The sequence below is a fragment of the Arthrobacter sp. YAF17 genome, assembly GCF_052113365.1.
Taxonomy (GTDB): domain Bacteria; phylum Actinomycetota; class Actinomycetes; order Actinomycetales; family Micrococcaceae; genus Arthrobacter.
On sequence record NZ_JBFRDB010000016.1, the window covers coordinates 25,421 to 48,269 of the forward strand.

26 protein-coding genes are annotated in these 22,849 nt (G+C 67.1%); 12 read left to right on the forward strand and 14 right to left on the reverse strand.

The genetic code is table 11. The annotated features are described in order from the left end of the window. Window positions 1–33: 33 nt before the first annotated feature. The 3 genes from AB4Y67_RS13925 to AB4Y67_RS13935 are packed head-to-tail and all read right to left on the reverse strand — an operon-like array spanning window position 34 to window position 2,714. Entirely contained in the window at window positions 34–909 is an 876-nt protein-coding gene (locus AB4Y67_RS13925) for a metal ABC transporter permease (RefSeq protein WP_441406370.1), read from the reverse strand. Window positions 910–912: 3 nt separating this feature from the next. Beyond that, window positions 913–1,716, reverse strand: a complete 804-nt coding sequence (locus tag AB4Y67_RS13930) for a metal ABC transporter ATP-binding protein (RefSeq protein WP_441406371.1) — start codon at window positions 1,714–1,716, stop codon at window positions 913–915. Further along, complete coding sequence (locus AB4Y67_RS13935; RefSeq protein WP_441406372.1) at window positions 1,713–2,714, reverse strand: metal ABC transporter substrate-binding protein; 1,002 nt, start codon at window positions 2,712–2,714, stop codon at window positions 1,713–1,715. The genes AB4Y67_RS13930 and AB4Y67_RS13935 overlap by 4 nt, the downstream gene beginning before the upstream one ends. A 52-nt stretch (window positions 2,715–2,766) precedes the next feature. Here AB4Y67_RS13935 and AB4Y67_RS13940 point away from each other — a divergent pair, with 52 nt between their 5' ends. The 5 genes from AB4Y67_RS13940 to AB4Y67_RS13960 all read left to right on the forward strand — a co-directional run bounded on the left by AB4Y67_RS13940 (window position 2,767) and on the right by AB4Y67_RS13960 (window position 7,310). Further along, window positions 2,767–3,528, forward strand: coding sequence for a CPBP family intramembrane glutamic endopeptidase (locus tag AB4Y67_RS13940; RefSeq protein WP_441406373.1), 762 nt, complete (start codon window positions 2,767–2,769; stop codon window positions 3,526–3,528). A 254-nt stretch (window positions 3,529–3,782) separates the two neighbouring features. Next, window positions 3,783–4,223, forward strand: coding sequence for a VOC family protein (locus AB4Y67_RS13945; protein ID WP_441406374.1), 441 nt, complete (start codon window positions 3,783–3,785; stop codon window positions 4,221–4,223). 21 nt (window positions 4,224–4,244) lie between these two features. After that, window positions 4,245–5,198 (forward strand): 1,4-dihydroxy-2-naphthoyl-CoA synthase, encoded by a 954-nt coding sequence (locus AB4Y67_RS13950; RefSeq protein WP_441406375.1) that lies wholly within the window; start codon window positions 4,245–4,247, stop codon window positions 5,196–5,198. 27 nt (window positions 5,199–5,225) lie between these two features. Then, window positions 5,226–6,380 (forward strand): AMP-binding protein, encoded by a 1,155-nt coding sequence (locus tag AB4Y67_RS13955; RefSeq protein WP_441406376.1) that lies wholly within the window; start codon window positions 5,226–5,228, stop codon window positions 6,378–6,380. 48 nt (window positions 6,381–6,428) lie between these two features. Beyond that, on the forward strand, window positions 6,429–7,310 hold the full coding sequence (locus AB4Y67_RS13960; RefSeq protein WP_441406377.1) for a 1,4-dihydroxy-2-naphthoate polyprenyltransferase: 882 nt from the start codon (window positions 6,429–6,431) through the stop codon (window positions 7,308–7,310). 76 nt (window positions 7,311–7,386) lie between these two features. Here AB4Y67_RS13960 and AB4Y67_RS13965 read toward each other — a convergent pair whose 3' ends face one another. Beyond that, a complete protein-coding gene (locus AB4Y67_RS13965) occupies window positions 7,387–7,695 on the reverse strand; it encodes a DUF4229 domain-containing protein (protein ID WP_441406378.1) in 309 nt (102 codons plus the stop codon). Between the two features lie 147 nt (window positions 7,696–7,842). Here AB4Y67_RS13965 and AB4Y67_RS13970 point away from each other — a divergent pair, with 147 nt between their 5' ends. The 3 genes from AB4Y67_RS13970 to AB4Y67_RS13980 all read left to right on the forward strand — a co-directional run bounded on the left by AB4Y67_RS13970 (window position 7,843) and on the right by AB4Y67_RS13980 (window position 9,937). Then, window positions 7,843–8,268: a PLD nuclease N-terminal domain-containing protein gene (locus AB4Y67_RS13970; RefSeq protein ID WP_441406379.1), complete on the forward strand. Its 426-nt coding sequence runs from the start codon at window positions 7,843–7,845 to the stop codon at window positions 8,266–8,268. A gap of 417 nt (window positions 8,269–8,685) precedes the next feature. Further along, a complete protein-coding gene (locus tag AB4Y67_RS13975; RefSeq protein ID WP_441406478.1) occupies window positions 8,686–8,877 on the forward strand; it encodes a PLD nuclease N-terminal domain-containing protein in 192 nt (63 codons plus the stop codon). Between the two features lie 97 nt (window positions 8,878–8,974). Then, a complete protein-coding gene (locus tag AB4Y67_RS13980) occupies window positions 8,975–9,937 on the forward strand; it encodes a hypothetical protein (RefSeq protein ID WP_441406380.1) in 963 nt (320 codons plus the stop codon). Between the two features lie 358 nt (window positions 9,938–10,295). Here the strand turns inward: AB4Y67_RS13980 and ccsB are convergent, their stop codons facing one another. From ccsB to AB4Y67_RS14005, 5 genes are read right to left on the reverse strand one after another with little or no spacing between them, the layout of a single operon-like run. Then, window positions 10,296–11,408, reverse strand: a complete 1,113-nt coding sequence (ccsB, locus tag AB4Y67_RS13985; RefSeq protein WP_441406381.1) for a c-type cytochrome biogenesis protein CcsB — start codon at window positions 11,406–11,408, stop codon at window positions 10,296–10,298. Beyond that, window positions 11,408–13,273, reverse strand: coding sequence for a cytochrome c biogenesis protein ResB (resB, locus tag AB4Y67_RS13990; protein ID WP_441406382.1), 1,866 nt, complete (start codon window positions 13,271–13,273; stop codon window positions 11,408–11,410). Before resB ends, ccsB begins: the two co-directional genes overlap by 1 nt. Next, window positions 13,273–14,028, reverse strand: coding sequence for a cytochrome c biogenesis CcdA family protein (locus tag AB4Y67_RS13995; protein WP_441406383.1), 756 nt, complete (start codon window positions 14,026–14,028; stop codon window positions 13,273–13,275). The genes resB and AB4Y67_RS13995 overlap by 1 nt, the downstream gene beginning before the upstream one ends. 13 nt (window positions 14,029–14,041) lie before the next feature. Next, complete coding sequence (locus AB4Y67_RS14000) at window positions 14,042–14,662, reverse strand: TlpA family protein disulfide reductase (RefSeq protein WP_441406384.1); 621 nt, start codon at window positions 14,660–14,662, stop codon at window positions 14,042–14,044. A 2-nt stretch (window positions 14,663–14,664) separates the two neighbouring features. Then, entirely contained in the window at window positions 14,665–15,330 is a 666-nt protein-coding gene (locus tag AB4Y67_RS14005; protein WP_441406385.1) for a histidine phosphatase family protein, read from the reverse strand. 210 nt (window positions 15,331–15,540) lie between these two features. Between AB4Y67_RS14005 and AB4Y67_RS14010 the strand changes: the two genes are divergently transcribed. From AB4Y67_RS14010 to AB4Y67_RS14020, 3 genes are all read left to right on the forward strand, one after another. Next, window positions 15,541–16,089 (forward strand): YceI family protein, encoded by a 549-nt coding sequence (locus AB4Y67_RS14010; RefSeq protein WP_441406386.1) that lies wholly within the window; start codon window positions 15,541–15,543, stop codon window positions 16,087–16,089. Between the two features lie 651 nt (window positions 16,090–16,740). After that, entirely contained in the window at window positions 16,741–17,178 is a 438-nt protein-coding gene (locus tag AB4Y67_RS14015) for a hypothetical protein (protein WP_441406387.1), read from the forward strand. A gap of 213 nt (window positions 17,179–17,391) precedes the next feature. Next, on the forward strand, window positions 17,392–18,207 hold the full coding sequence (locus AB4Y67_RS14020) for a hypothetical protein (RefSeq protein WP_441406388.1): 816 nt from the start codon (window positions 17,392–17,394) through the stop codon (window positions 18,205–18,207). Window positions 18,208–18,258: 51 nt separating this feature from the next. On the opposite strand, the gene AB4Y67_RS14025 is transcribed toward AB4Y67_RS14020, so the two are convergent. Both AB4Y67_RS14025 and AB4Y67_RS14030 read right to left on the reverse strand, forming a co-directional pair. Then, window positions 18,259–18,954 carry a redox-sensing transcriptional repressor Rex gene (locus AB4Y67_RS14025; RefSeq protein ID WP_441406389.1) on the reverse strand — a complete coding sequence of 232 codons (696 nt, stop codon included), beginning with the start codon at window positions 18,952–18,954 and terminating at the stop codon, window positions 18,259–18,261. Between the two features lie 89 nt (window positions 18,955–19,043). Further along, window positions 19,044–19,304: a glutaredoxin family protein gene (locus AB4Y67_RS14030; RefSeq protein WP_441406390.1), complete on the reverse strand. Its 261-nt coding sequence runs from the start codon at window positions 19,302–19,304 to the stop codon at window positions 19,044–19,046. Window positions 19,305–19,416: 112 nt separating this feature from the next. Here AB4Y67_RS14030 and AB4Y67_RS14035 point away from each other — a divergent pair, with 112 nt between their 5' ends. Next, window positions 19,417–20,235 carry an HAD family hydrolase gene (locus AB4Y67_RS14035; protein WP_441406391.1) on the forward strand — a complete coding sequence of 273 codons (819 nt, stop codon included), beginning with the start codon at window positions 19,417–19,419 and terminating at the stop codon, window positions 20,233–20,235. 789 nt (window positions 20,236–21,024) lie between these two features. Here the strand turns inward: AB4Y67_RS14035 and AB4Y67_RS14040 are convergent. The 3 genes from AB4Y67_RS14040 to AB4Y67_RS14050 form a co-directional block, all read right to left on the reverse strand. Next, the gene (locus tag AB4Y67_RS14040) at window positions 21,025–21,123 is read right to left on the reverse strand and encodes a 30S ribosomal protein bS22 (protein WP_003792170.1); all 99 of its coding nucleotides are present in this window, start codon (window positions 21,121–21,123) and stop codon (window positions 21,025–21,027) included. Between the two features lie 192 nt (window positions 21,124–21,315). Next, window positions 21,316–21,528, reverse strand: a complete 213-nt coding sequence (locus AB4Y67_RS14045) for a helix-turn-helix domain-containing protein (RefSeq protein WP_024365616.1) — start codon at window positions 21,526–21,528, stop codon at window positions 21,316–21,318. A gap of 188 nt (window positions 21,529–21,716) precedes the next feature. Then, a complete protein-coding gene (locus AB4Y67_RS14050) occupies window positions 21,717–22,829 on the reverse strand; it encodes a 3-deoxy-7-phosphoheptulonate synthase (RefSeq protein WP_441406392.1) in 1,113 nt (370 codons plus the stop codon). Window positions 22,830–22,849 lie beyond the last annotated feature (20 nt).

Below are 22,849 nucleotides of genomic sequence, written 5' to 3' on the forward strand. Positions count from 1 at the left end.
GTACTGCGGTGCGTGCCGCCGTCGGACGGCTGCTCAGACGGCGAGCGCAACCGCTTTTTTGCGGCGGGCCTTCGCCAGCCGGGTCCCGATCAGGCCCTGCCGGGGACTGAACAGATAGACGACGGCGAAGGCGGCAGCCTGCGTCAGGACCACCATGGCGCCGGAGGCGGTGTCGAGGTAGTAGCTGAGGTAGATGCCGGCGATGGAGCACAGCGCCGAAATGACCGGAGCGATCACCAGCATGCGGGAAAACCGGTCCGTCAGCAGGTAGGCCGTGGAGCCGGGGATGATCAGCATGGCCACCACGAGCACCACGCCCACGGTCTGCAGCGCCACCACGGAGGTCAGCGCCAGGAGGCCCAGCAGCAGGGCACCGAGGCGTTTCGGGGACAGGCCGATCGCGTGGGCGTGCGTGGGGTCGAAGGCGTACAGCGTCAGGTCGCGCCGCCTGAGGATCAGGACGGTGAACGCGACTGCGCCCAGAACCAGGACCTGGATGAGGTCGGGGATGCTGACGCCGAGCAGGTTGCCGAAGATGATGTGGTTGAGGTCGGTCTGGCTCGGCGTGACGGAGATGAGCACCAGGCCCAGGGCGAACAGGGAGGTGAACACGATCCCGATCGCGGCGTCTTCCTTGACCCGGCTGGTGTTGCGGACCACCCCGATCAGGGTCACGGCAATCAGCGCGAACACCAGCGCCCCCAGCGCGAACGGCGCCCCGACGATGTAGGCGAGCACCACGCCCGGCAGCACGGCGTGGGAGACGGCGTCGCCCATCAGCGACCAGCCGATCAGCACCAGCCAGCAGCTCAGGACGGCGCACACGATCGCGGCGAGCGCCGTGGTGACGATGGCGCGGACCATAAAGTCGTAGCCCAGCGGCTCCAGCAGGATGTCGAGGAGATCCACGGTTTAGTTCCTGCCCAGTTGGTTCGAAAGGCCGGCGTCGGGAAGCTCCCGGTCAGCGCGGCCAGCGTCAGGTAGCGCCCTGTTGAGGACGTCGAGGCCGAACGCCATGGCCAGGTGCTCCGGCTGCAGCACCACCTCGGGCGGGCCGTGCATCAGGACCTTGCGCATCAGGAGCACGGCCTCGTCGCAGAGTTGCGGCAGGGCGTGCAGGTCATGGGTGGAGACCAGGATGGTGCAGCCGTCCGCGGCGAGCTCCTTCAGCAGGCGCGTGATGGTTGCCTCGGAGCGCTTGTCCACCCCGGCGAACGGTTCGTCCAGGAGCATCATGGTGGCTCCCTGGGCGATCCCCCGGGCCACGAAGGCGCGCTTCTTCTGGCCGCCGGAGAGCTGGCCGATCTGCCGGCCGGCGAATTCGGACAGTTCCACCCGGTCCAGGGCAAGGTCGACGGCGGCGCGGTCCGCTTTGGAGGCCCGGCGGGTGAACCCCTGGTGCCCGTAGCGGCCCATCATCACCACGTCGCGGACGGACAGCGGGAACTGCCAGTCCACGTCCTCGCTCTGCGGGACGTAGCCGATTCCGCCGGCCTTGCGCGCCTTGGCCGGCGGTTCACCGTTGATCAGGACACGGCCGGCGTCGGGCTTGACCATGCCCATGATCGCCTTGAACAGCGTGGATTTGCCGGAGCCGTTCATGCCCACCAGGCCACAGATCCGGGCGGCGTCAAGGGACAGCGACGCGGCGTCGAGCGCCAGGACGTCGCCGTAATGGACGGTGACGTTGTCCACCAGGATGGCCGGACTGCTCATGATGCCGCTCCTGTAAGACCTTCGGTGATGATCTTGGAGTCGTGCCGGATGAGGTCCAGGTACGTGGGGACCGGCCCGTCCGCCTCGGACAGCGAATCGACGTAGAGCACCCCGCCGAACGTCGAACCCGTGGCTCCCACCACCTGGCGCATCGGCGCGTCGGACACCGTGGACTCGCAGAAGACGGCGGGGACCTTGTTTGTCTTCACGAATTCGATCGCCTTGGTGATCTGTTGCGGGGTGGCCTGCTGTTCGGCGTTGACGGCCCAGATGTAGACCTCACGAAGGCCGGCGTCGCGCGCCAGGTACGAGAAGGCGCCCTCGCATGTCACGAGGGCCCGCTGCGCCTCGGGGACGGTTGCGAGCTTCTGGACCATTTCGTCCTTCACGGCCTGCAGCTTGGCCTTGTAGGCCGCGCCGTTCGCCTCGAAGACCGCGGCGTTGTCCGGATCCAGCTTCGAGAATGCCTCCACCATGTTGTCCACATAGATTTGGACGTTGACCGGCGACATCCACGCGTGCGGGTTCGGCTTGCCCTGGTAGGAGTCCTCACTGATGGACAGCACCTCCACGCCCTCGCTCACCACGGCGTGCGGGACGTCCAGGCCTTCAACGAACTGCCCAAACCACGCCTCAAGGTTCAGGCCGTTGTCCAGGATCAGGTCCGCCTTCGACGCCTTGCGGATGTCCCCCGGCGTGGGCTCGTACCCGTGGATTTCCGCGCCGGCCTTGGTGATGGATTCGACCTGCAGCTTGTCCCCGGCCACGTTCTGCGCCACGTCGGCCAGCACGGTGAAGGTGGTCAGCACCACGGGCTTCCCGCCCCCGGTACCGTGGCCGGCGCCCTGGCCCGAGGCGGCGCCTCCGCAGGCGGCCAGGGACAGGCAGAGAAGAACGGCGGCGACGGCGGCTCCGGCAGCGCGGAGGCCGCGTCCGGCGGTGCGCAGGCATCGGGCCCGGCGGATAACTTCGGCTTCCCGAAACAAATATTTAGGCATGCCGAATATCCTACGTGACCACGCCGTCCTCCCCCGGCGCTAGGCTGGGGGCATGGGCACCGTTCTCCGCACACCACCCGCACCGCGGCCGGAACTTTACCGGTTCTCGCGGCTCGATTTCTTTACGGCTGGCCTCTATGTGGCTGTGGCCGTCTTCTTCGCCGTGGCCGGCGGGCTGCTGGTCCCATTGATGCTGCAGTTGTCGCCGAACCCGGCCGTGGCGTCCTACTCCGTCAACCTGATCTTCTATGGCGGCATCGGGATCCTGGCCCTGGCCGCCGTCCGGCAGGTCGCGGCCCGGGACCTTCGGGTCCTTGCCACCAGACCGTGGTTCACCATACTGATGGTCCCCCTCGCGGTGGTGGCCATGATGATCCTCACGGCGATCTTCGTCTCGCTGACCGGTCCGCCGCAGACGTCCGCCAACCAGGCAGGCCTGCAGGCACTTATGCAGCAGGTGCCGGCATGGCTGATGGTGCCCCTGCTGGTGATCGTGGGTCCCTTTGTGGAGGAGTACATCTTCCGGCACCTGCTGATCGGCAAGCTCAGCCGGCGGGTCAACCTGTGGGTGTGCTGCGCCTTGTCCGTGGTGCTGTTCGCGGGCCTGCACATCGTGGGCCAGGAGGACCTGACCCTTCCGGTGCTGATGCCCTACCTTGCGATGGGCGCCGTCCTGGTGTTCGTGTACGTCTGGACCGGCAAGAACGTGATGTTCTCCTACTTCGTCCACGCCTCGAAGAACCTGCTCGCCGTCATCTTCATCTACGCCATCCCGCCGGACCTGATGGAGCAACTCCAGAACGTCCAGCCCTGAGCCTGGCGGCGCCACTGCGGCTCGGCGCTCGGCATCATCGCCCAGATCGTTGCCTTAGTCCGGAGTCTCGGTGGCCGCGAGGGCAAAGACTCCCCCGGCACACCCTGAGGTCCGGCATCCCGCCCCGCGCCGCCGTCGACTGTGCAGTTGACGGCAGTCCCGGGCGGAAACACTGCCGCGAAATGCCAACTCGCGCGGGTTCTCAGGAACCGGCACCCCTACCGCCGCACCCGCCGACGTCGTAGGTTCTTTCCATGACACTCAACATCCAGATTGCCGTCGACTGCCGGAACCCGCATGAGCTCGCCGACTGGTGGGCCGAAACGCTCGAGTGGGCCGTTGAGCCGCAGGACGAGGCCTTCATCCGCTCGATGATCGCACAGGGCTTCGCCACGGAGGCGGAAACCAAACTGCACCAGGGCAAGCTGGTGTGGGGTGCCGGGGCCGCCATCCGCCCGCCCGAAGAACTCGACGCCAAATCGCCCGAGCGGCGCATCCTCTTCCAGACCGTCCCGGAGGAGAAGACCATCAAGAACCGGATCCACTGGGACGTCAGGCTCGCCGGCCCGGACAAGGACGAGGCGCGCGCCGCCCTCGAAGCCCGGGGCGCCACCTTCCTCTGGACTGCCAGCCAGGGGCCGCATTCCTGGCACACCATGGCGGACCCGGAAGGCAACGAGTTCTGCATCAGCTGAGGCGATTACTAGACTCGGACTGTGAGCAACGAAATCCCCGCCAAGGTGTCCGACGTCTTTGACCCCACCCGCTGGCGCACTGTGTCCGGCTTCGACGACTTCCAGGACATGACCTACCACCGGCAGGTGGAGCGTTCCGCGGACGGCGCCGTGGTGCGGGACCTGCCTACCGTCCGCATCGCCTTCAACCGGCCCGAGGTGCGCAACGCCTTCCGCCCGGGCACCGTGGACGAGCTGTACCGCGCCATGGACCACGCCCGGATGACCCCGGACGTGGCCACCGTGCTGCTCACCGGCAACGGCCCCTCCACCAAGGACGGCGGCCACTCGTTCTGCTCGGGCGGGGACCAGCGGATCCGCGGCCGTGACGGGTACCGGTATGCGGAGGGTGAAACCCAGGAGACCATCGACCCCGCCCGCGCCGGCCGGCTGCACATCCTGGAAGTCCAGCGGCTCATGCGCACCATGCCCAAGGTGGTCATCGCCGTCGTCAACGGCTGGGCGGCCGGCGGCGGGCATTCCCTGCATGTCGTCTCGGACCTGACCATCGCCTCCCGCGAACACGGCAAGTTCAAGCAGACCGACGCCACCGTGGGCAGCTTCGACGCCGGCTACGGCTCCGCGCTGCTGGCCCGCCAGATCGGCCAGAAGGCCGCACGGGAGATCTTCTTCCTGGCCCGCGAATACTCGGCCGAGGACATGGTCCGCATGGGCGCCGTGAACGAGGCCGTGGACCATGAGCGGCTCGAAGAGGTCGCGCTGGAATACGCCGCGGACATCGCCCGGCAGTCCCCGCAGGCCCTCCGGATGCTCAAGTTTGCCTTCAACCTGGCCGACGACGGCCTGGCCGGCCAGCAGGTCTTCGCCGGGGAAGCCACCCGGCTTGCGTACATGACGGACGAGGCGGTGGAGGGCAAGGACGCCTTCCTGGAGAAGCGCGATCCGGACTGGTCCAGGTTCCCGTACTACTTCTAGTCCCCGTTCTACACCGAAGGCAGCCCCTTGACCTCCCAGCACCCGAACATCGAACCCGCGCTCAAGGCGCTGGCGGACGCCCTCCACGGCGAGGGTCCCGCCGTCGAACTCTCCGCCGGCCCCGATGGAAACGTTGTGGTCTCCGCCGTGGACACACCGGGCTACGAGGACGCCGCCGTCGTGGTGCGGACCTCCGGCTCCACCGGCACGCCCAAGGCGACCGTCCTGACCGTCGACGCGCTGGCGGCGTCCTCCGTGGCAACGGCCTTCGCGCTGAAGGGCGAAGGCCAGTGGCTGCTCGCCCTGCCCGTGCAGTACGTGGCCGGCGTCCAGGTCCTGGTCCGCTCGCTGTTCGCCGGCACCCGGCCCTGGGCGATGGACCTCAGCGGTGGGTTTACCCCCGAGGCTTTCACCGAGGCGGCGCTGGAAATGACGGACAAGATCCGCTTCACCTCGCTCGTTCCCACCCAGCTGCAGCGGCTGCTGGACTCGCCGTCGGCCGGGACGCTGGCTGTGCTGCGGCGCTTCAACGGGGTGTTGCTGGGCGGAGGTCCTGGGTCACCCGAGCTCCTGGCCGCCGCCCGCGCCGCCGGCGTGCGCGTCGTGACCACCTACGGCTCGGCCGAGACGTGCGGCGGCTGCGTGTACGACGGCGTCCCGCTTGAGGACGTGCTGGCCCGGGTGGATGCGGACGGCCGGATCCTGCTCGGCGGAGCCACGATCGCCGCCGGCTACCTGGATGCCCCGGAACTGAGCGCTGAGGCGTTTGTGGAGGACGACGGCGTCCGCTGGTACCGGACCAATGATCTCGGCGAGCTGGACGCCGACGGGCGGCTGACCGTGCTGGGCCGGGCCGACGACGTCGTCATCACCGGCGGCGTGAAAGTCTCCGCCGCGCATGTGCAGGCGGAGCTGGAAAAGCTCGACGGCGTTCGGGCCGCCTTCGTCGCCGGGGTTCCGTCCGCCGAGTGGGGGCAGGCGCTTGCCGCGTACGTGGCGCTGTCCGACAGCTCGCCGGAAGGCATCCGGGCCTTCACCACGGGCGCCGCCTGGGCACCCGCGCTAGGCCCGATGGCCCCGAAAACCGTACTGGCCGCTGGCGAACTTCTGATGCTCCCGAACGGGAAACCGGACCGCCTGGCGATGACGGTTCGGCTCACAGAGCTGCATCAGGGAAAATAGAACCGCCGGGCACTCCCGGCCTCACCAAACCAACAAGAGGTACTGAACGTGGCAACAGCCGCTCAATGGATCCAAGGCGCCCGACTGCGCACCCTGCCGGCCGCGATCGCGCCTGTCCTGATCGGCACCGCGGCCGCGTACGAGATGGACGCATTCCTGCCGCTCCATGCCGTGCTGGCCGCGCTGGTGGCCCTGCTGCTGCAGATCGGCGTGAACTACGCCAACGACTACTCGGACGGCATCCGCGGCACCGACGAGGACCGGGTGGGCCCGCTCCGGCTGGTCGGCTCCGGCGCCGCGAAGCCTGAGCACGTCAAGTACGCCGCGTTCGCCGCGTTCGGGCTGGCGATGGTGTTCGGCCTGGCCCTGGTCATCCTCTCGCAGACGTGGTGGCTGATCCTGGTGGGCATCGGCTGTGTCCTCGCGGCGTGGGGTTACACGGGCGGGAAGAACCCCTACGGCTACATGGGCCTGGGCGATTTGTTCGTGTTTGTGTTCTTCGGTCTGGTTGCCACCCTGGGTACGACCTACACGCAGGCCGGGCAGATCAGCCTCGCCGCCATCATCGGCGCGATCGGGACGGGCCTGATCGCCTGCGCGCTGCTCATGGCCAACAACGTCCGTGACATCCCCACCGACCGGAAGGCCGGGAAGAAGACCCTGGCCGTGCGGCTCGGAGACAAGCACGCCCGGGAAGCCTACGTGCTGATGCTCGCCGTCGCGATCCTGCTGCCGATCGTGCTGGCGCCGACCCGGCCGTGGATGCTGATTGTGCTGCTGCTGATCCCGGCCAGCCTGATGCCGTCCTGGCTGATGATCGCCGGCCGGCGCCGCAAGAGCCTGATCCCGGTGCTCAAGCAGACCGGGCTGATCAACCTCGGCTACGCGGTGCTGTTCTCACTGGGCCTGGTGCTGAGCCACGGGTTCTAGGGGTGGCCCGCGCCTGCGGTGAGCCGGACGTCGTCGGGGATCTACCCGCCGTCCGGCGCCTCAGGTCCCTGCCGGGCTAGTTGTCCTTCGGGCGGCTGTCCGTGTGGACGGTGATGTCCGGATGCTCGTCGACCAGGCGGTCTTCGGCGTCGGCGTCGTCCACTTCTCCGGCGCTGCGCAATGGCTTGGCATTGCCTGAGAACCGCTGGTGGAGCGATGCGGCGGCGGCGTCGCGCTGCTTCTGGAAGAAGAGAAAGCTGATCGCGAACGCCATCATTCCCGCGCAGAGGACGGCCAGGAACCATCCGAGCTGGAGGTAGACGAACAGCGCGAACAACGGCGCGAAGAGCACCAGTCGGATCAGGGAGTATTTCAGGAAAGCCACGCTCCAAGTTTAGCCGCCCGGCGGCGGCCCGGCCCACCGGCCTGCATCCGGCCCCTCCGCTCGCCCTGGGGGATGCTCCGACGGCGGTCCTCTAGGGCCGGCATATCGGAAGAAGCCGGAGGCTCCCCCGGAGGCTAGACTGATTACATGCTCCGCGTAGTGATTGTCGTCGCCGTTATCGTCGTGTTTGTCTACGGACTCGTCGACGTGATCCGCACTGACCCTCGCGAGACAAAGGGCATTTCGAAGCCGGCCTGGATTGTGGTGCAGATCGTCCTGCCGGTGATCGGTGCCATCCTGTGGTTCCTCATTGGCCGGCCGCGCGGCACCAGCCCGGCGCGCCCCGCTTACAGCCACCCCATCGCGCCCGACGACGACCCCGACTTCCTGCGCAACCTCGAACTCCGCCGCCGCAAGCAGGCCGAAGCCGATCGGCTCAAGAAGCTCAAGGACGAGTTGGACGCCAAGGAGCGCAAGGCCGACGACGCCAAGGGTACCCACGACCCCCGCGGCTCCGAGTCGGGCGAGGCCTCCGGCAGCGGCGACGCGCAGGGCACCGACGAGGTCAAGTAGCACCGGGCCGTTCTTTCGCTGCCGGCTTTCGTTGCCCCTTCACGGCCGCTCGCAGTCTTTGGCCCTTGCCCCCGCATTGCCCTGCACTCCGCTGCACGACCCTGAACTGCACGCACCGAACGCCGTTTGCTCAAACAACTCTGAGGGCCAGTGACGGGCGCGAATGTCACCCCGCCGACTTGGCTATCCCTCCGTCGACCGACACAGATGACGGGCACACCTGAATTCGTGCAACCGTCACACACCCCGAGACGCAGTCGTTGACTGCCTTATTTGAGCGAAGCCGACGGTAGAATCGCGGCAGCCCGGCTTCTCTCATGGAGCGGCGCCGTAGTCGATTACTGGGGGGACAGAACGTTGCTGATGCTGGCCGGAACCGAGAGTGCGAATCCGATCATCCCCACGGCGTGGGAAGTCATGGTCATTGTTGCGGGGGCGATAGCTGCCGCCCTGTTCATTTGTGCGCTGATCAGCATCGCACGGAGTAAGAACTACACGCCTGCTGGCAGGGCGCTCTGGCTATTGGTCGTGTTCGCACTCCCAGCCCTTGGCCCGATGCTCTGGTTCCTCAGACGTGCATCGTCACCGACAGGACCGGCTCCCTCCTGACGGCCTGAGCCTGTGGTGGCCGCCTAGCCCACAGGGACATCTCCTCCACTCTGTGGATAACCTCCTAGCGCCCTCCCATCGGGGCCAGAATGCTCGTATGCATCAGCCCAGCGAGCTTCCCCCGCAGCTTCGACACCGGCCCTTCACCGTGGCCGAGGCCCACGCCGCCGGGCTGAGCCGACGTCGGACCAGGGCCCGGGATCTCGTCAAGCCTTGCCACGGAGTGCGCGCCGCGGTGGCCACTAAGGACAGCCTGCCGGAACGTTTGCGTGCCCTGGCTGCCGTGACCGGCGCCGTCGTGAGCCACCTGTCTGCAGCAGTGCTGTGGGGATTTCCCCTGCCACTCGCATTGGAGTACCTGGCGGTTGTCCATCTGACAAGTGCGCCGGGCCGGCGGGCCGTTCGCTACAAGAATGTCGTGGGCCACCAGCAGTCACTCGAACCTGATGAGATAGTGGCCGGGGTCAGGGTGCGCTGCACTTCTCCGCTGCGGACCTGGTTTGACCTCGCCGGCATCCTGAGCCTCGACGATCTGGTGATTGCCGGCGACTTCCTGCTGCGCCGGAGGAGCCCGCTGACTACGGTCGATGCCCTGGATGCATTCCTCGCAGGGAAGCAGGGCAGGGCAGGCTACCGGTGTGCCCTGCGTGCCCGGGCCCTGATGCGCGCCAACACCGACTCCCCCAAAGAGACCGAACTCCGGCTAATCCTGATCCGCCACGGTCTGCCGGAACCCGGAATCATCGTCCCGATTTTCGACGAAACCGGCCGATGGATCCAGGACCCGGACCTGTCCTACGAGCGGGAGAAGATCGCGATCCAGTACGACGGCGGGCATCATGCCGGTCCGTCGCAGCGCCGCGGCGACATCTACCGGGACGAAAACGCCAGGGATGCCGGGTGGCGCGTTGTGGTCCTGACCCAGCGGGACCTGGACCCGTTCGCACCCGGTATGGAACTAACAGCCGTGACCGGGGTACGGGCGGCGCTGACAGAGCGCGGCTGGACGCCCGAACCGCGTCGGAGCCCAAGGCGTACCGCCCCTACCCCGCCGACCTGACACGAATGGCCGCTAACCGGGGCGGAATAGCGGCCACTTGTGGCAAGTCGATGGACTGCGTGGGTGGTGGAACTGTCTGGAACACTCGATTCACAGACCACCCTCGACCCCAGGAAACGCCAATCCAACCAGACATGCACCCATCTGACGCGAATGGCCGCTAAAGGGTGGTTTGGCGGCCACTTGTGGCGAACGGACGTAGAACGACGTGGCTTCGCGGACACTTGTGGCAAATGGGCGATGCCCTGGCCAGCACCGTACCCGCCCGCGCACCTATCTGACGCGAATGGCCGCTAAGCGCGGGGCTTAGCGGCCATTCGTGGCGACTGAGCGGATCGCGGAGTCTTGAGACCGCGGTTTACAGCCCCGAGTAGGAGTGCAGGCCGTTGAAGAACTGGTTCACGATCGTGAAGTTGAAGACCACGCAGAGGTAGCCGACGATCGAGAGCCAGGCCGCGCGGGTTCCGGTCCAGCCACGGGTGGCGCGGGCGTGCAGGTAGCCGGCGTAGACCACCCAGATCACGAACGTCCAGACTTCTTTGGTGTCCCAGCCCCAGAAGCGGCCCCAGGCTTTCTCGGCCCAGATGGCGCCGAACATCAGCGTGAAGGTCCAGCCGACGAACGCGATGGCATTGATCCGGTAGGAGAGGTTCTCGAGGCTCAGCGCGGACGGGACAAGGCGCATGAAGCCCAGCTTGTCGCCGCCGCCGGCCGCGATGGTCTTCTGCCGGTGCGACTGGACCAGCTGCAGCGCGGACATCGCGAACGTCAGGGTAAACAGCGCCGAGGACAGCACGGCGATCGAGACGTGGATGATCAGCCAGTAGCTCTGCAGCGCGGGAACGAGGTGGCCCACCGGGGTCCAGTACGCCACCGAGGCCGCAACCAGCATAATGATCGCCAGGCCCACCACGAACGTGCCCAGGAAGCGCAGGTCACGGCGGACCAGGACCAGCAGGAAGACGGCCACGGCCACGAACGCGCCGGTGGTCAGGAACTCGTACATGTTGCCCCACGGCACGCGGCCCGCGCCCATGGCCCGGGTGATGACGCCGGCTGCATGGATGGCGGCACCCAGTACGGTCACGGCGACGGCGACCCGGGCGGGGACGCGGCGCTCGGCGGCGGAGTAGCGCATGGCGCCGTCGGCGGTCCGGCCAATCCCGGCAGTGTTCCCGGCAGCGGCACCAGCGACGGACGACGTCGGGCGTTCTGCCCGGCCGACAGGCCCGGACACGTCCGCGTCGGCCCGGTCAACAGCACCGGAGGAGGACCCGACGCCGGCAGCCACCGGAACGCGGGCGGCGTCGGCACCCGACAGCTGGGCGGCCTTCAGGTCCACGGCGCGCAGCGTCTTGCTGCTCTTGGCCAGGTCCCACGCGAAGGCGATGAAAGCCACCGTGTAGGTGCCCGCCGCGAGGAGCATAAACAACTCGCTGTACTGGCCCATGGTTTCGTTGATGGGGAGCATTACTGATCCTTCTTTGACTCGGAAGAGCCGGCTGTTGACTGGATGAAGTCTGCTGCGGGGTGGTCCGTCGGGACCTGCGAAGCCCCGGCCCCGGGCAGCTTGGTATCCGCCCCGTCATTATCCGCTGTTCCGCTGGGAGCTGACTGGGAGTCCCCAAGATCCCAGGCACCCGCGAGCAGTTTGCGGATCGCCGCTGCCTCCCCGGCCAACCGGTGGTCCTCGCCGCGGGCCAGGAGACCGTATTCGACCATGGTGCGGCCGTCGTCATGGGTTCCGGTCCGGACCCAGACGCGGCGGCGGTTCACGTACAGCGAGGTGACCAGGCCGGCCACCGCCAGGAGCGCGAAGATCAGGGCGTACAGCTGGCCCGGATTGTGGTGGATGTCGACGCCGACGTAGCGCTTGACGCCGTCGAAGCTGATGGAACCCTTGCCGTCGGGCAGGGTGTAGCTCGCACCCGGGGCGAGGGTGATGCCACCGGCGTCGAGGTTGCGGGCGTTGAGCGGTGTGAGCTTCTTGACGTCGAGTTCGAAGACGTTCTGCGGGGCGCCGTCGTCCAGGCCGAGGTCGCCGTAGTACGAGTTCAGGGTCAGCTGCGGGTTGAACAGCTCCGGATCGCCGCTGAAGGACACGCCCTCGTCGGTAATGAACGCGGTGGGCAGGAAGAAGCCGGCGAAGGCGAGCTGCTCCGGCTTGGCATCCGGCACCTTGATGACGACGGACGAGTAGTAGTTGTCGCCCTGCAGCTTGGCCACCACCGGTCCCTGCATGGAGACGTTTCCGGCGCCGTCGCGGATGGTGACCACCGGGGCGTAGCCGTTGCCGGTGAGGTACATGCTGGTGCCGCCGAGGGTGAGCGGATCGTTGACCTTCAGCACCTCTTTCTTGGCAGGCGCATCCGGGGTTTCCTTTGTGGTCACGTCAGCCTTGAAGTCAATGGGCTGGCCGTTCTTGCCCCGGGACTCCCGGTCGAAAGTGATCTGGAACTTGTCCAGCTGGACCGAGTACGGCTGCAGCTGGCTGCTCTGGAAGTTGGTGCCCGGGGTGAACTGGTCGTACCCGACGAGGGTGTTGACGAAGGTGTCGCCCTCGACGAGGATCCGCTGCCCGCTGTAACCGAACAGCCCGCCGATTGCGACGGACACTAACACGCCGATCAGCGAGGTGTGGAAGACCAGGTTGCCGACTTCGCGCAGGAAGCCGCGTTCGGCACCGATCGAGGGCCGGGCGCCGTCGCGGTCGCGGACGTCGACGCGGTAGCCGCGCTTCTTCAGCAGCCCAGCGGCGTCGTCAATGGCGCTCGACGCCGGGATCCCGGCGTCGGCGGGGATCACGAGTGTGCCGTATTCGGGCAGCCGGGACAGCCGTGCGGGTGTCCGCGGGGGCTGGGAACGCATCGCCTTGTAGTGTGCGATGGCGCGCGGGACCACACAACCGATCAGCGAGATGAAGAGCAGGATGTAGATCGCCGAGAACCACGCCGAGGAGTACACATCGTAGAGCTGGAGTGCGTCGAGGATCTTGCCGTAGTCCGGGTGGTCCTTGATGTACTGCGTGACGGTCGAGGGGTTGGCCGGCCGCTGCGGGAAGAGCGAGCCGGGGACCGCGGCCACGGCCAGCATCAGCAGCAGGAACAACGCGGTGCGCATGCTGGTCAGCTGGGTCCAGGCCCAGCGGAGCATGCCCATCGGGCCGAGCGCGGGCAGGACAGCCTCGGCCTTCGCGGCGGCGACGGGACTTGCGCCGCCGGACTTGGCGCCGGCACCGCCGGACGTCGCACCGGCAGGCGTGCCGTCGGGCTCAGCTCCGGTGCGCTTGGTGCCGCTGGCTGGGAAATTCTTCTCTTCGTTCACTCGCTCGCTCATCAGATCGGCAATTTCACATCGGTTTGGAACCAGTACTGCAACTCGGACACCCAGGTCCCCCACACGCCGGTGGCCATCAGCAGGCCCAGCCCCACCAGGATTGCGCCGCCAATGCGCTGGATGGCGAGGCGGTGCTTGCGGAAGAAGGACATCACGCCGATGCCGCGGCGCACGGCCAGGGCAATCAGCAGGAACGGGATGCCCAGGCCGAGGCTGTAGATAAACGCCAGGAACGCGCCCTTGGCCGCCGACGACCCGCCGGAGAGGCTCAGCAGCTGGACCGCGGAATAGGTCGGGCCGATGCAGGGCGCCCAGCCCAGGCCGAAGGTGATGCCCAGCAGCGGCGCACCCCACAGCCCGGCGGGGGGCTTGGACTGGATCTTGGCGTCGCGCTGGAGCCAGCCGAAGCCGCCCATGAACACCACACCCATGATGATCACGAGGATGCCCAGGATCTGGGTGATCCAGGCGTTCTGTGAGCCGGTGATCAGCGTCCCCAGCTGCCCGAAAGCGCCGCCGAGCAGCACAAAGATCACCGAGAAGCCCAGGACAAAGAGCCCGATGCCGGCCAGCATGCGGCCGCGCTTCTGCTTCTGGAGGTCGACGCCGGTCAGGCCGGTGACGTAGCCCAGGTACCCGGGCACGAGGGGCAGCACGCAGGGTGACAGGAAGGAGACGAAGCCGGCGAGCAGTGCCACCGGGATGGCAAGCAGCAGCGATCCGCTCAGGATGGCTTCGGCGAAGGGGCTGTTCACGGTGGCTGGCCCTCTACTCGGCCACGGCAGCGGCGATGAGGGACTTCAGGGTGCCCTTTTGGATCTCCCCGAGGACACGGGACGCCACGCGGCCCTGCTTGTCCAGCACCAGCGTGGTGGGCACGGCACCGGGCGGAACCAGGCCGGAAACGGCCAGCAGCACGGCGCCGTCCTTGTCGTTGAAGCTCGGGTAGGTCAGGTTGAAGGTCTTGTCGAACGCCTCCGCCGCGGCCTTTTCGTCCCGAAGATTGACGCCGAAGAACTGCACGCCCTGGCTCTTGAACTCCTGGTGCAGGGCCTCCAGCGACGGCGCCTCAACCCGGCAGGGCGCGCAGGCCGCGAACCAGAAGTTGAGCACGGTCACCTGACCCTGGAAAGCCTCGGCAGCCACAGCGGTGCCATCGAAGAGCGTGCCCTTAATGGCAATCGGGCTCTTGCGGTCCGCGACGGCGAATTCCGTAACCGAACCGTCGCCGGCCACGTAGTTCTTGTTGTCGCCGGCCTTGGCCTGCTTGGCCAGCGCATCCTCCTGGGCGCATCCGGACAGGCCCAGCACGACGGCGAGCCCCGCACCGCCCGCTGTCAGGAGGCTGCGGCGGGTCAGCGGCGACGGATTGCCGTTATTAGCGCTCATGCTCAGGCTCCGGGGGTGCTGGACGCACCGGGAAGAAGGGCGGCCGCAGGCTCGCTGTACTGGACCCCCAGAAGGTTCCCGGCGTCGTCGAACGTCAGGGAGGTGACCGAGGTGAGGGTGCATTCGCGTTTGCGCGGATCGTGCCACAGGGGTTTGCCCTCGGCGCTGAGCCGGGTGGCCCAGATGGGCAGCTGGTGGCTGACGAGGATGGCTTCGGCGCCATCGCCGCCGAGTTCGAGTGCCCGCAACCGGGCGTCCTGAACGGCAGCCATGACCCGGGCGGCCTGGTCCTTGTAGGGCTCGCCCCAGGACGGCCGGAACGGGTTGCGGAGCATGGGCCAGTGCCTCGGCTTGAGGATCTCCGCCTTGTCGACGTGGAGCCCTTCGAAGTAGTTGGCGGCCTCGATGATGCGGGCCTCGGTGGCGATCTGGAGGTTGAGCGCCTCAGAGATGGGCTGCGCCGTCTCCTGCGCGCGGGTCAGCGGCGAGGCGACGAGGTGGACGATCTTGGCCCCCTGCGCGGCCCTCGCACTGAAGTGCTCCGCGAGCATCCGGGCCATCTCCTGGCCGAGCTCGGAGAGGTGGAATTCGGGCAGCCTTCCGTACAGGACGCCGTCGGGATTGTAGACCTCGCCGTGGCGGAGCAAATGAACAGTGGCTTGGGGCATGTGTACCAGTTTCTCAAAGGGCAGGGGCAATGACGAAATCTTCTACAAGAAGTAGAACTCAAGTGTTTTGAGAAATGTTCCCCAGAGTTGGAATAAAAGATGCAAATGCATGTTTATACTGGGTGAAGCAGTTAGTTGAGACTTCAACAAATGATGCTTCGGCTGACGATCAGACCACCGAACGACCCACCCGACTCAAGGAGAACCACCATGGCACTTCCCGCCAACGTCACCACCGGCACCTGGACCCTCGACCCGTCGCACAGCGAGATCGGCTTCACCGTCCGCCACGCGGGCATCAGCAAGGTCCGCGGCCAGTTCACCGACGCCGCCGCCACCCTTGACCTCGCCGAGGAAGTCACCGACTCCAAGGTGAACGCCACGATCAAGACGGCCAGCTTCGACTCCGGCGATGTCAACCGCGACGGCCACGTACGCGGCGAAGACTTCTTCGACGTCGAGAAGTTCCCTGAGATCTCCTTCGTCTCCAACACCATCGTCCCCAAGGGTGACGCCTACGAACTCCAGGGCGATCTCACCATCAAGGGAGTCACCCGCCCGGTGGCCCTTGAGACCGAGTTCAACGGCGTTGCCGTCGACCCGTTCGGCAACACCCGCGCCGGCCTGTCCGCCGAGACCACGATCAGCCGCAAGGACTTCGGCCTCACCTGGAACGCAGTCCTCGACGCCGGCGGCGTGCTGGTCAGCGACAAGGTCGCCATCAACCTGGAACTCGCCTTCATCGCCCCCGCAGCCTAGTCCGCAGCACCGGGCCGGTTCTTTTGGGACCGGAACCCTGAGGCTTGCAGCCGCCGGCACCCCGCTTCGTCCCAGTGACGGAGCGGGGTGTTGCGGTTAACCCGGGCGCGGCGGTTTATCCGGGTGTTGCGGCTAACCCTGGTGTTGCGGTTCCTGAGGGGTCGGCTGTGCAGTCTGCACGAGCCCCTCTTGGCGGCCTCCCGCCGTGCCCGGCAACACGGCCATAATCCCTAGAAGCCGGTACATTCGCGGTCTACAGTGAGAGCCATGAGCAACCCTGATGAGGTACCTCCGCCGCAGCAGCCGGGCGCCCGGCCACCGCAGCCGGGCAGCGTTCCGCCCGCCGGCGCCGACGCGCCTCGGGGCACACCGGCGGCGCCGGACGGGAACATGCCGGATGGGAACCTTCCGGCCGGAACCCTTCCGAGTGGGAACCTGCCTGACGGGAACTTGCCGCCGGGCTATCAGGCGCCTGGCCACCAGCCCCCGCCCGCATATCAGGCACCTCAGCCTGGTTACCAGCCGCCGCCCGCATATCAGCCGCCGCAGCAGGGTTACCAGCCGCCGCCCGCATATCAGGCGCCGGACCAACCCTCCGGCGGTTTCCGCTTCGAACTTCCAACGGACCGGCCGCGGAACTTCAACGACGCCATGCCCAGCGGCGGCTTCGCCGGCATGTTTACGGTCACGTGGCTGCCGACGGAGCTAAAAGTCGCCTATTGGATCTGGCTCATCGGCGGACTGCTGGGCCTGCTGGGCGGCGTCATCGGCCTCTTCGGGTCGTTCGTTCTCCTGGCGGTGGCTCCTGGTCTGGGATTCGTGGTGCTCCTGCTGGTGCTCGTGGCCCTCGGCCTTGCCGCGGCACAGGTCATCCTGGCCATGAAGATGAAGGAGGGCCGCGAGTGGGCCCGCTTCGCCCTCACGATCGTCGCCGGCATTTCCCTGCTGCTGGCCATCCTCAACGCCAACGCGGCTGAGGGCCGGGGCGGCGGGAACTGGCCAAGCTTCGTCATCAGCCTGGTGGCGACCGTGCTGATGTGGCTGCCCAACTCGCAGGCCTGGTTCGCCTCACTGCGGGGGCGCAGCTGAACCGCCTCTGAATTTCGTCCCGACGCACGCCGTGGCGCCTCCAGCTGTTCGCTGACGTGACCCCGCGGCGGCCGCCCGGGCGCCGGTGAGAATACCTCTCCGGAATGATCCACACCGGCACCGGCCCGCGGTACGGTGGACGTAACCATGCTGGGGGCAGGGCAGGAAGCTGTTTCCGGTATCTGACCAAGACCGCCACGCAAAGGAACGCCCATGAGCATCCCGCCAGTCCCGCCGTCGAACCCGGACGCCCCCGAGCCGGGCGACCAGCAGGCGCCCCGCTACGGCCAGAACGCACCCCAGCCCGGCCAGCAGCCGCCGTCGAACCCGCAGTACGGGCAGAATGCGCCTTCCGCGCCCCAGTATGGCCAGGCGCCGTCCGCACCGCAGTACGGTCAGCAGGCGCCGCAGTATGGCCAGAACGCCCCGCAGCTCCCCCAGTACGGCCAGAACCAGCCCCCATACAACCAGCCGCAGAACAACCAGCCCGGGCAGCAGGCTCCGCAGTACAACCAGCCCGCCTACGGCCAGTCCCCCTACGCCAGCTACCCCTCCGGGCAGCCTCAGGCCGCGGCCGGCATGCCAAAGAGCGTCAACACGGCTTTCTGGCTCATCGTCGCGTCCGGCGTCGTATGGATTCTCTCCCTGTTGATGGCACTCGGCACCCTGGATACCCCGGAAATGCGGAACATGTTCGAACAGCAGATGGCCGCAAGCGGCGCCAACATTCCCTATGAGGACATCCGGGGCGTCCTCGTCGGGAGCATCCTGGTGTTCGCCTTGATCAGCGCCGGGCTCTACGCCCTGGTCGCCCTGAACGTCCGCAAGGGCAAGAACTGGGCACGGATCCTCGGCACTGTCTTCGCAGCCCTGTCGATCTTCAGCATTTTCCCGCTGAGCCTCGGCACGCTGGCAGTCCTCCTCGGCATCGCCGGCATTGTGATGCTGTACCTGCCGGCTTCGTCACCCTACTTCAGCAAGCAGCAGCCGTTCGCCAACCCGTACGGGCAGCCGGGCGGACAATACTAAACAGCAAGGCACCACCGCGGAGGGCGCGGGAGCCGGACGGGCTGACTGAAGCTAGTCAGCATCCTCCGGGTCCTGCGCCCTCTGTGCGTGATAAGCGAGGATCTGGAGTTCGGTGGCCATGTCCACCTTGCGCAGGTTGACCCCGGGCGGCACCTGCAGCATCACGGGGGCAAAGCTGAGAATGCTCCGCACACCGGCGGCAATCACACGGTCGCAGACGTCCTGGGCCACGGCGGCCGGCAGTGCCAGAACCACCATGTTGGCGCCGGTCCGCTGCAGCACAGGTTCTAGGTCCGCGGCATCACTGACACGCAGCCAGCCGACCTCGCTGCCCACCACCAGCTGGTCCGCATCGAAGATCGCAACAATATCGAAGCCCCGGGACTCGAACCCGCCGTACCGCGCCAGGGCTTTGCCGAGGTTGCCGGCCCCGACGATGGCGACCTTCCAGTCGTGCGTCAGGCCCAGTGCCGCCGCAATATGCCGGTTGAGGTACTGCACTTCGTAGCCGACGCCCCTGGTCCCGTAGGAGCCGACATAGGAAAGATCCTTGCGGAGCGTGGAGGAACTGACGCCCGAGGCCTCGGCCAGGGATTCGGAGGAGACTCTGTCGATGCCCTCGGAAAGCAGGGTGGTGAGGGCGCGCAGATAGATGGTCAGCCGGGCTACTGCCGCGGGCGGAATCTGCTTGGAAGCAGTCCCTGTTCCCCCGGGCAGCGCGTCAGGGGATGAATCCAGCGAAGTCACTATCTGCTCCATTGTCGCGTTGTGACTTCCACTCTAGAGCCACCGCCGATCAGCGGACAAAGCAGCGCTCTCCAGCCGGTCCCTATGTTTCAGGCCGGCCCGTCCAGCACCCGCCGCAGCGTCCGCTCCAGCCGGACTTCGTCGATCTTCCAGAAGTCCCGCTGGACACCATCCACCAGCACCACAGGGATCTCCTCCGCAAAGCGTTCCCGCAGTTCGGCGTCGTCATCCACCGGCTGCTCCCTCCAGCCGATCCCCAGGCCTGTTGTCACGCGCTCGACGGCGGCGCGCGCCGCCGAGCACAGGTGGCAGTCAGCTTTGGTGATGAGGACGACGTCGGGCTGTGGCATGGCTCCACGGTAGCCCGCCGGCCCGTCCCGCGTCGACGCGCCAGACGCATTTGGTGCCGCCGCCGCGGCCCGGGCGGCAGGATCGGGCCCCGGCGTTGACTAGACTCGTGGCATGTCCGAAGAGAAGTACGTCGCTGAGGCCACAGAGCCTGTTGCAGCACCGCAGCTCGGCGAAGCCGCGTTCTTCGACGTCGACAACACCCTCATGCGGGGCGCCAGCCTGTTCCACGTGGCCCGCAAAATGCACCAGCGCGGGGCGTTCACCATTCCCCAGGCCGCCGGATTCGGCTGGAAACAGCTGATGTTTGTGCTTCGCGGGGAAAACATGGACGACGTCCACGCGGTCCGCGACACCGCCCTGGGCCTCGCCTCCGGATTCACCGTTGAGGACATTGAGGCGCTCGGCGAAGAAGTCTATGACGAAATGATTGAATCCCGGATCTGGCCGGGGGCCAAGGCCCTCGCCGAACAGCACCTCCGGGTGGGACGCAAGGTCTGGCTCGTGACGGCCACTCCGATCGAGGTGGCCACGGTGATCTCCACCAGGCTGGGCCTTACCGGCGCCCTCGGCACGGTGGGCGAAATCCGGGACGGCTCCTACACCGGCCGGCTGGTCGGTGACATCCTGCACGGCCCCGCAAAAGCGGTGGCCGTCAGCGCCATCGCCGAGGCCGAGGGCCTGGACCTGGCCCGGTGCTGGGCGTACAGCGATTCGCACAACGACATCCCGCTCCTGAGCATGGTGGGGCACCCCGTGGCCATCAACCCCGATGCCCGGCTCCGCCGCCACGCCCGCGAGCACAACTGGCCGGTCTACGATTTCCGCTCCGGGCGGCGCGCGGCCACCTTGGGGCTCAAGGCTGCCACCGCAGGAGGGGCTATCTACGGCCTCTGGCGGGGGTTCTCCCGCTTCCGCGGCCCCACGGTCTGACTCCGCCAGGGCCGCTGCCGGTCCACTGCCGGCTCAGCGCTGTGCTTTCGGACGGACGCTGCGCGGATCTGCGTAGCGTGGGTCTACAACCGCGTCGCCTGTCCGAAAATGCAGCGCCGATGCTAACCCGCGTCCGCTGTCAACGCCCAGCCCAGCCCAGGCTGACCTGAGCGTCCGCCCCACGACTTCCGCCGCGCTTCCCGCTAAGGGCTGTGCTTGCGGACAGACGCTGCGCGGATTTGCGTAGCGTGGGTCTACAACCGCGTCGCCTGTCCGAAACCGCAGCGCCAGGCTGAACCGTCGCCGGCTGCCACTGCCCCGCCTGCCCAGCCCAGCCCAGCCCGGGCTGACCAGACCCTCCGCCCACCACTTCCGCTGCGCTTCCCGCTAAGCGCCGTGCTTTCGGACGGACGCTGCGCCGGTCCGCGCGTCGTGGGTCTACGACCGCGTCGGCTGTCCGAAAATGCAGCGCCAGGCTGAACCGTCGCCGATCCGAAGCCACGTCGCCCTTACGAGCCCGCACCACTTTCCGCTGCGCTTCCCGCTAAGCGCTGTGCTTTCGGACGGACGCTACGCGGATCCGCGTAGCGTGGGTCTACAACCGCGTCGGCTGTCCGAAACCGCAGCGCCGGTGCCAACCCAGGCCGGTCGTTCCACTGCGCCTCGGCGACCTGCAACCGCGTCGTCGCACAGCTGAAGCCGCGTCGGCCGGGCGGATCAGGGGCGGAAGACCAAAGAAAATGCCCGCTGCCGGAAAGGCAACGGGCATTCACATGATGTGAAGTATTTCTACTTCTTATTGCGACGCTGGTGGCGCGTCTTGCGAAGCAGCTTGCGGTGCTTCTTCTTGGCCATACGCTTGCGACGCTTCTTAATAACTGAACCCACGAAAGTTCCTTACCGGCTAGATGCAGTACCTGCCTGTTGGAAAGGGTCCGCGGGCTAAGCAGCAGACTGTACAACTGACAGGTTCTTACAATGACGTAAAACGTTCCTTAACAGGGTACCGCCTATCGGGGGCACACCACGACCGCAGGCACCCCAGGGCGCCTGCAGGTCCTCACTCCGGCCGCAGAAGACTCAGGCTGTTTCCGTGTGCCCGTCGACGACAGCACCCTTGAGGTACTGTTCGACGGCGGTTTCCGGCACCCGGTAGGAGCGCCCGAAACGGACGGCCGGCATCTCACCGGAGTGAACAAGCCTGTACACGGTCATTTTGGACACGCGCATCACATCCGCGACTTCGGCCACGGTCAAGAAGCGTGCGTTGGAGAAGTTAGCCTCCGAAGACATTTCCCTATTCCTTTACTCAAGCGAACGGCAGCCCCATCTAAACGACATGGCGGTGTGCCGATGCTGAGCCATCAAACAACCATGTGTTAGATACTCTAGGGGCTGATGGTGCCAATGTGAAAGAGCTGCGCGGGAATCTCCCGGTCCGGTCACAGTTTTTTTCTGGCACCGCCTTCCCGCCCGGCCGCCTAGACGCGGCTCCGGCGGATGCGCGCGGAGGCCGCAAGCTGCGCCAGGACCGAAGCCGTGACGTCCCAGTCCATGCAGGCGTCGGTCACACTCTGGCCGTAGACCAGCGCGTCCGTACCGGCGGCGTGCTCGGCGACATCCAGATTCTGCGCCCCGCCAACCAGGAAACTCTCCAGCATGACGCCGGCAATGGCCCCCGCCGAGGCGCTGCCGCCCTCCAGCTGTGAGCCGATTTCGAGGGCGACTTCCGCCTGCCGGTGGTGGTTCTTGCCGCTGTTGGCGTGGCTCGCATCCACGATCAGCCGCGGGTTGAGCTGCTTGTCGGCCAGCTTGGCCGTCGTGGCCGCAACATCGGCGGAGGAGTAGTTGGGGCCCTTCCGTCCGCCCCGGAGGATGATGTGGGTGTCCGGGTTGCCTGCGGTGGAAACCAGTGCGGCCCTGCCGTCGCCGTCGATGCCGAGGAACGCCTGGGCCGCCCCGGCGGCGCTGCACGCGTCCAGCGCGACCTGCAGGTCGCCGTCGGTCCCGTTCTTGAACCCGATCGGCATGGACAGTCCCGACGCCAGCTGGCGGTGGATCTGGCTTTCAGTGGTGCGGGCACCGATGGCGCCCCAGGAGACGAGGTCCGCCATGTACTGCGGGCTGATCGGTTCCAGGAACTCCGTGCCCGCGGGCAGCCCGAGGGCCGTGACCTGCTGCAGGAAGCGGCGTGCGGCGCGCAGCCCGGCGGCGATGTCGTGGCTGCCGTCGAGCCGGGGATCGTTGATCAGGCCCTTCCAGCCCACCGTGGTCCGCGGCTTCTCGAAGTACGCCCGCATCACGATCAGCAGGTCTTCCTTGTGCTGTTCGGCCTGGCTGACCAGCCGGCGGGCGTATTCCAGGCCGGCTTTGGGATCGTGGATGGAGCAGGGGCCGACAATGACCAGCAAGCGGTCATCGACCCCGTCCATGACCGCGCGGACCTCGTCCCGGCCCCTCGCGACGACCTCGGCCAGGCGGGCATCCAACGGCAGTTCTGCGACCATATCCTGCGGGGTCGGCAGCGGGGTGAACTCGCTGACGCGCAGGTTGGAGGTGGACAGCTGGGATTCGGGGGCTGCTTCGATGCTCATGTTTGGGGGTCCTGTTCCGG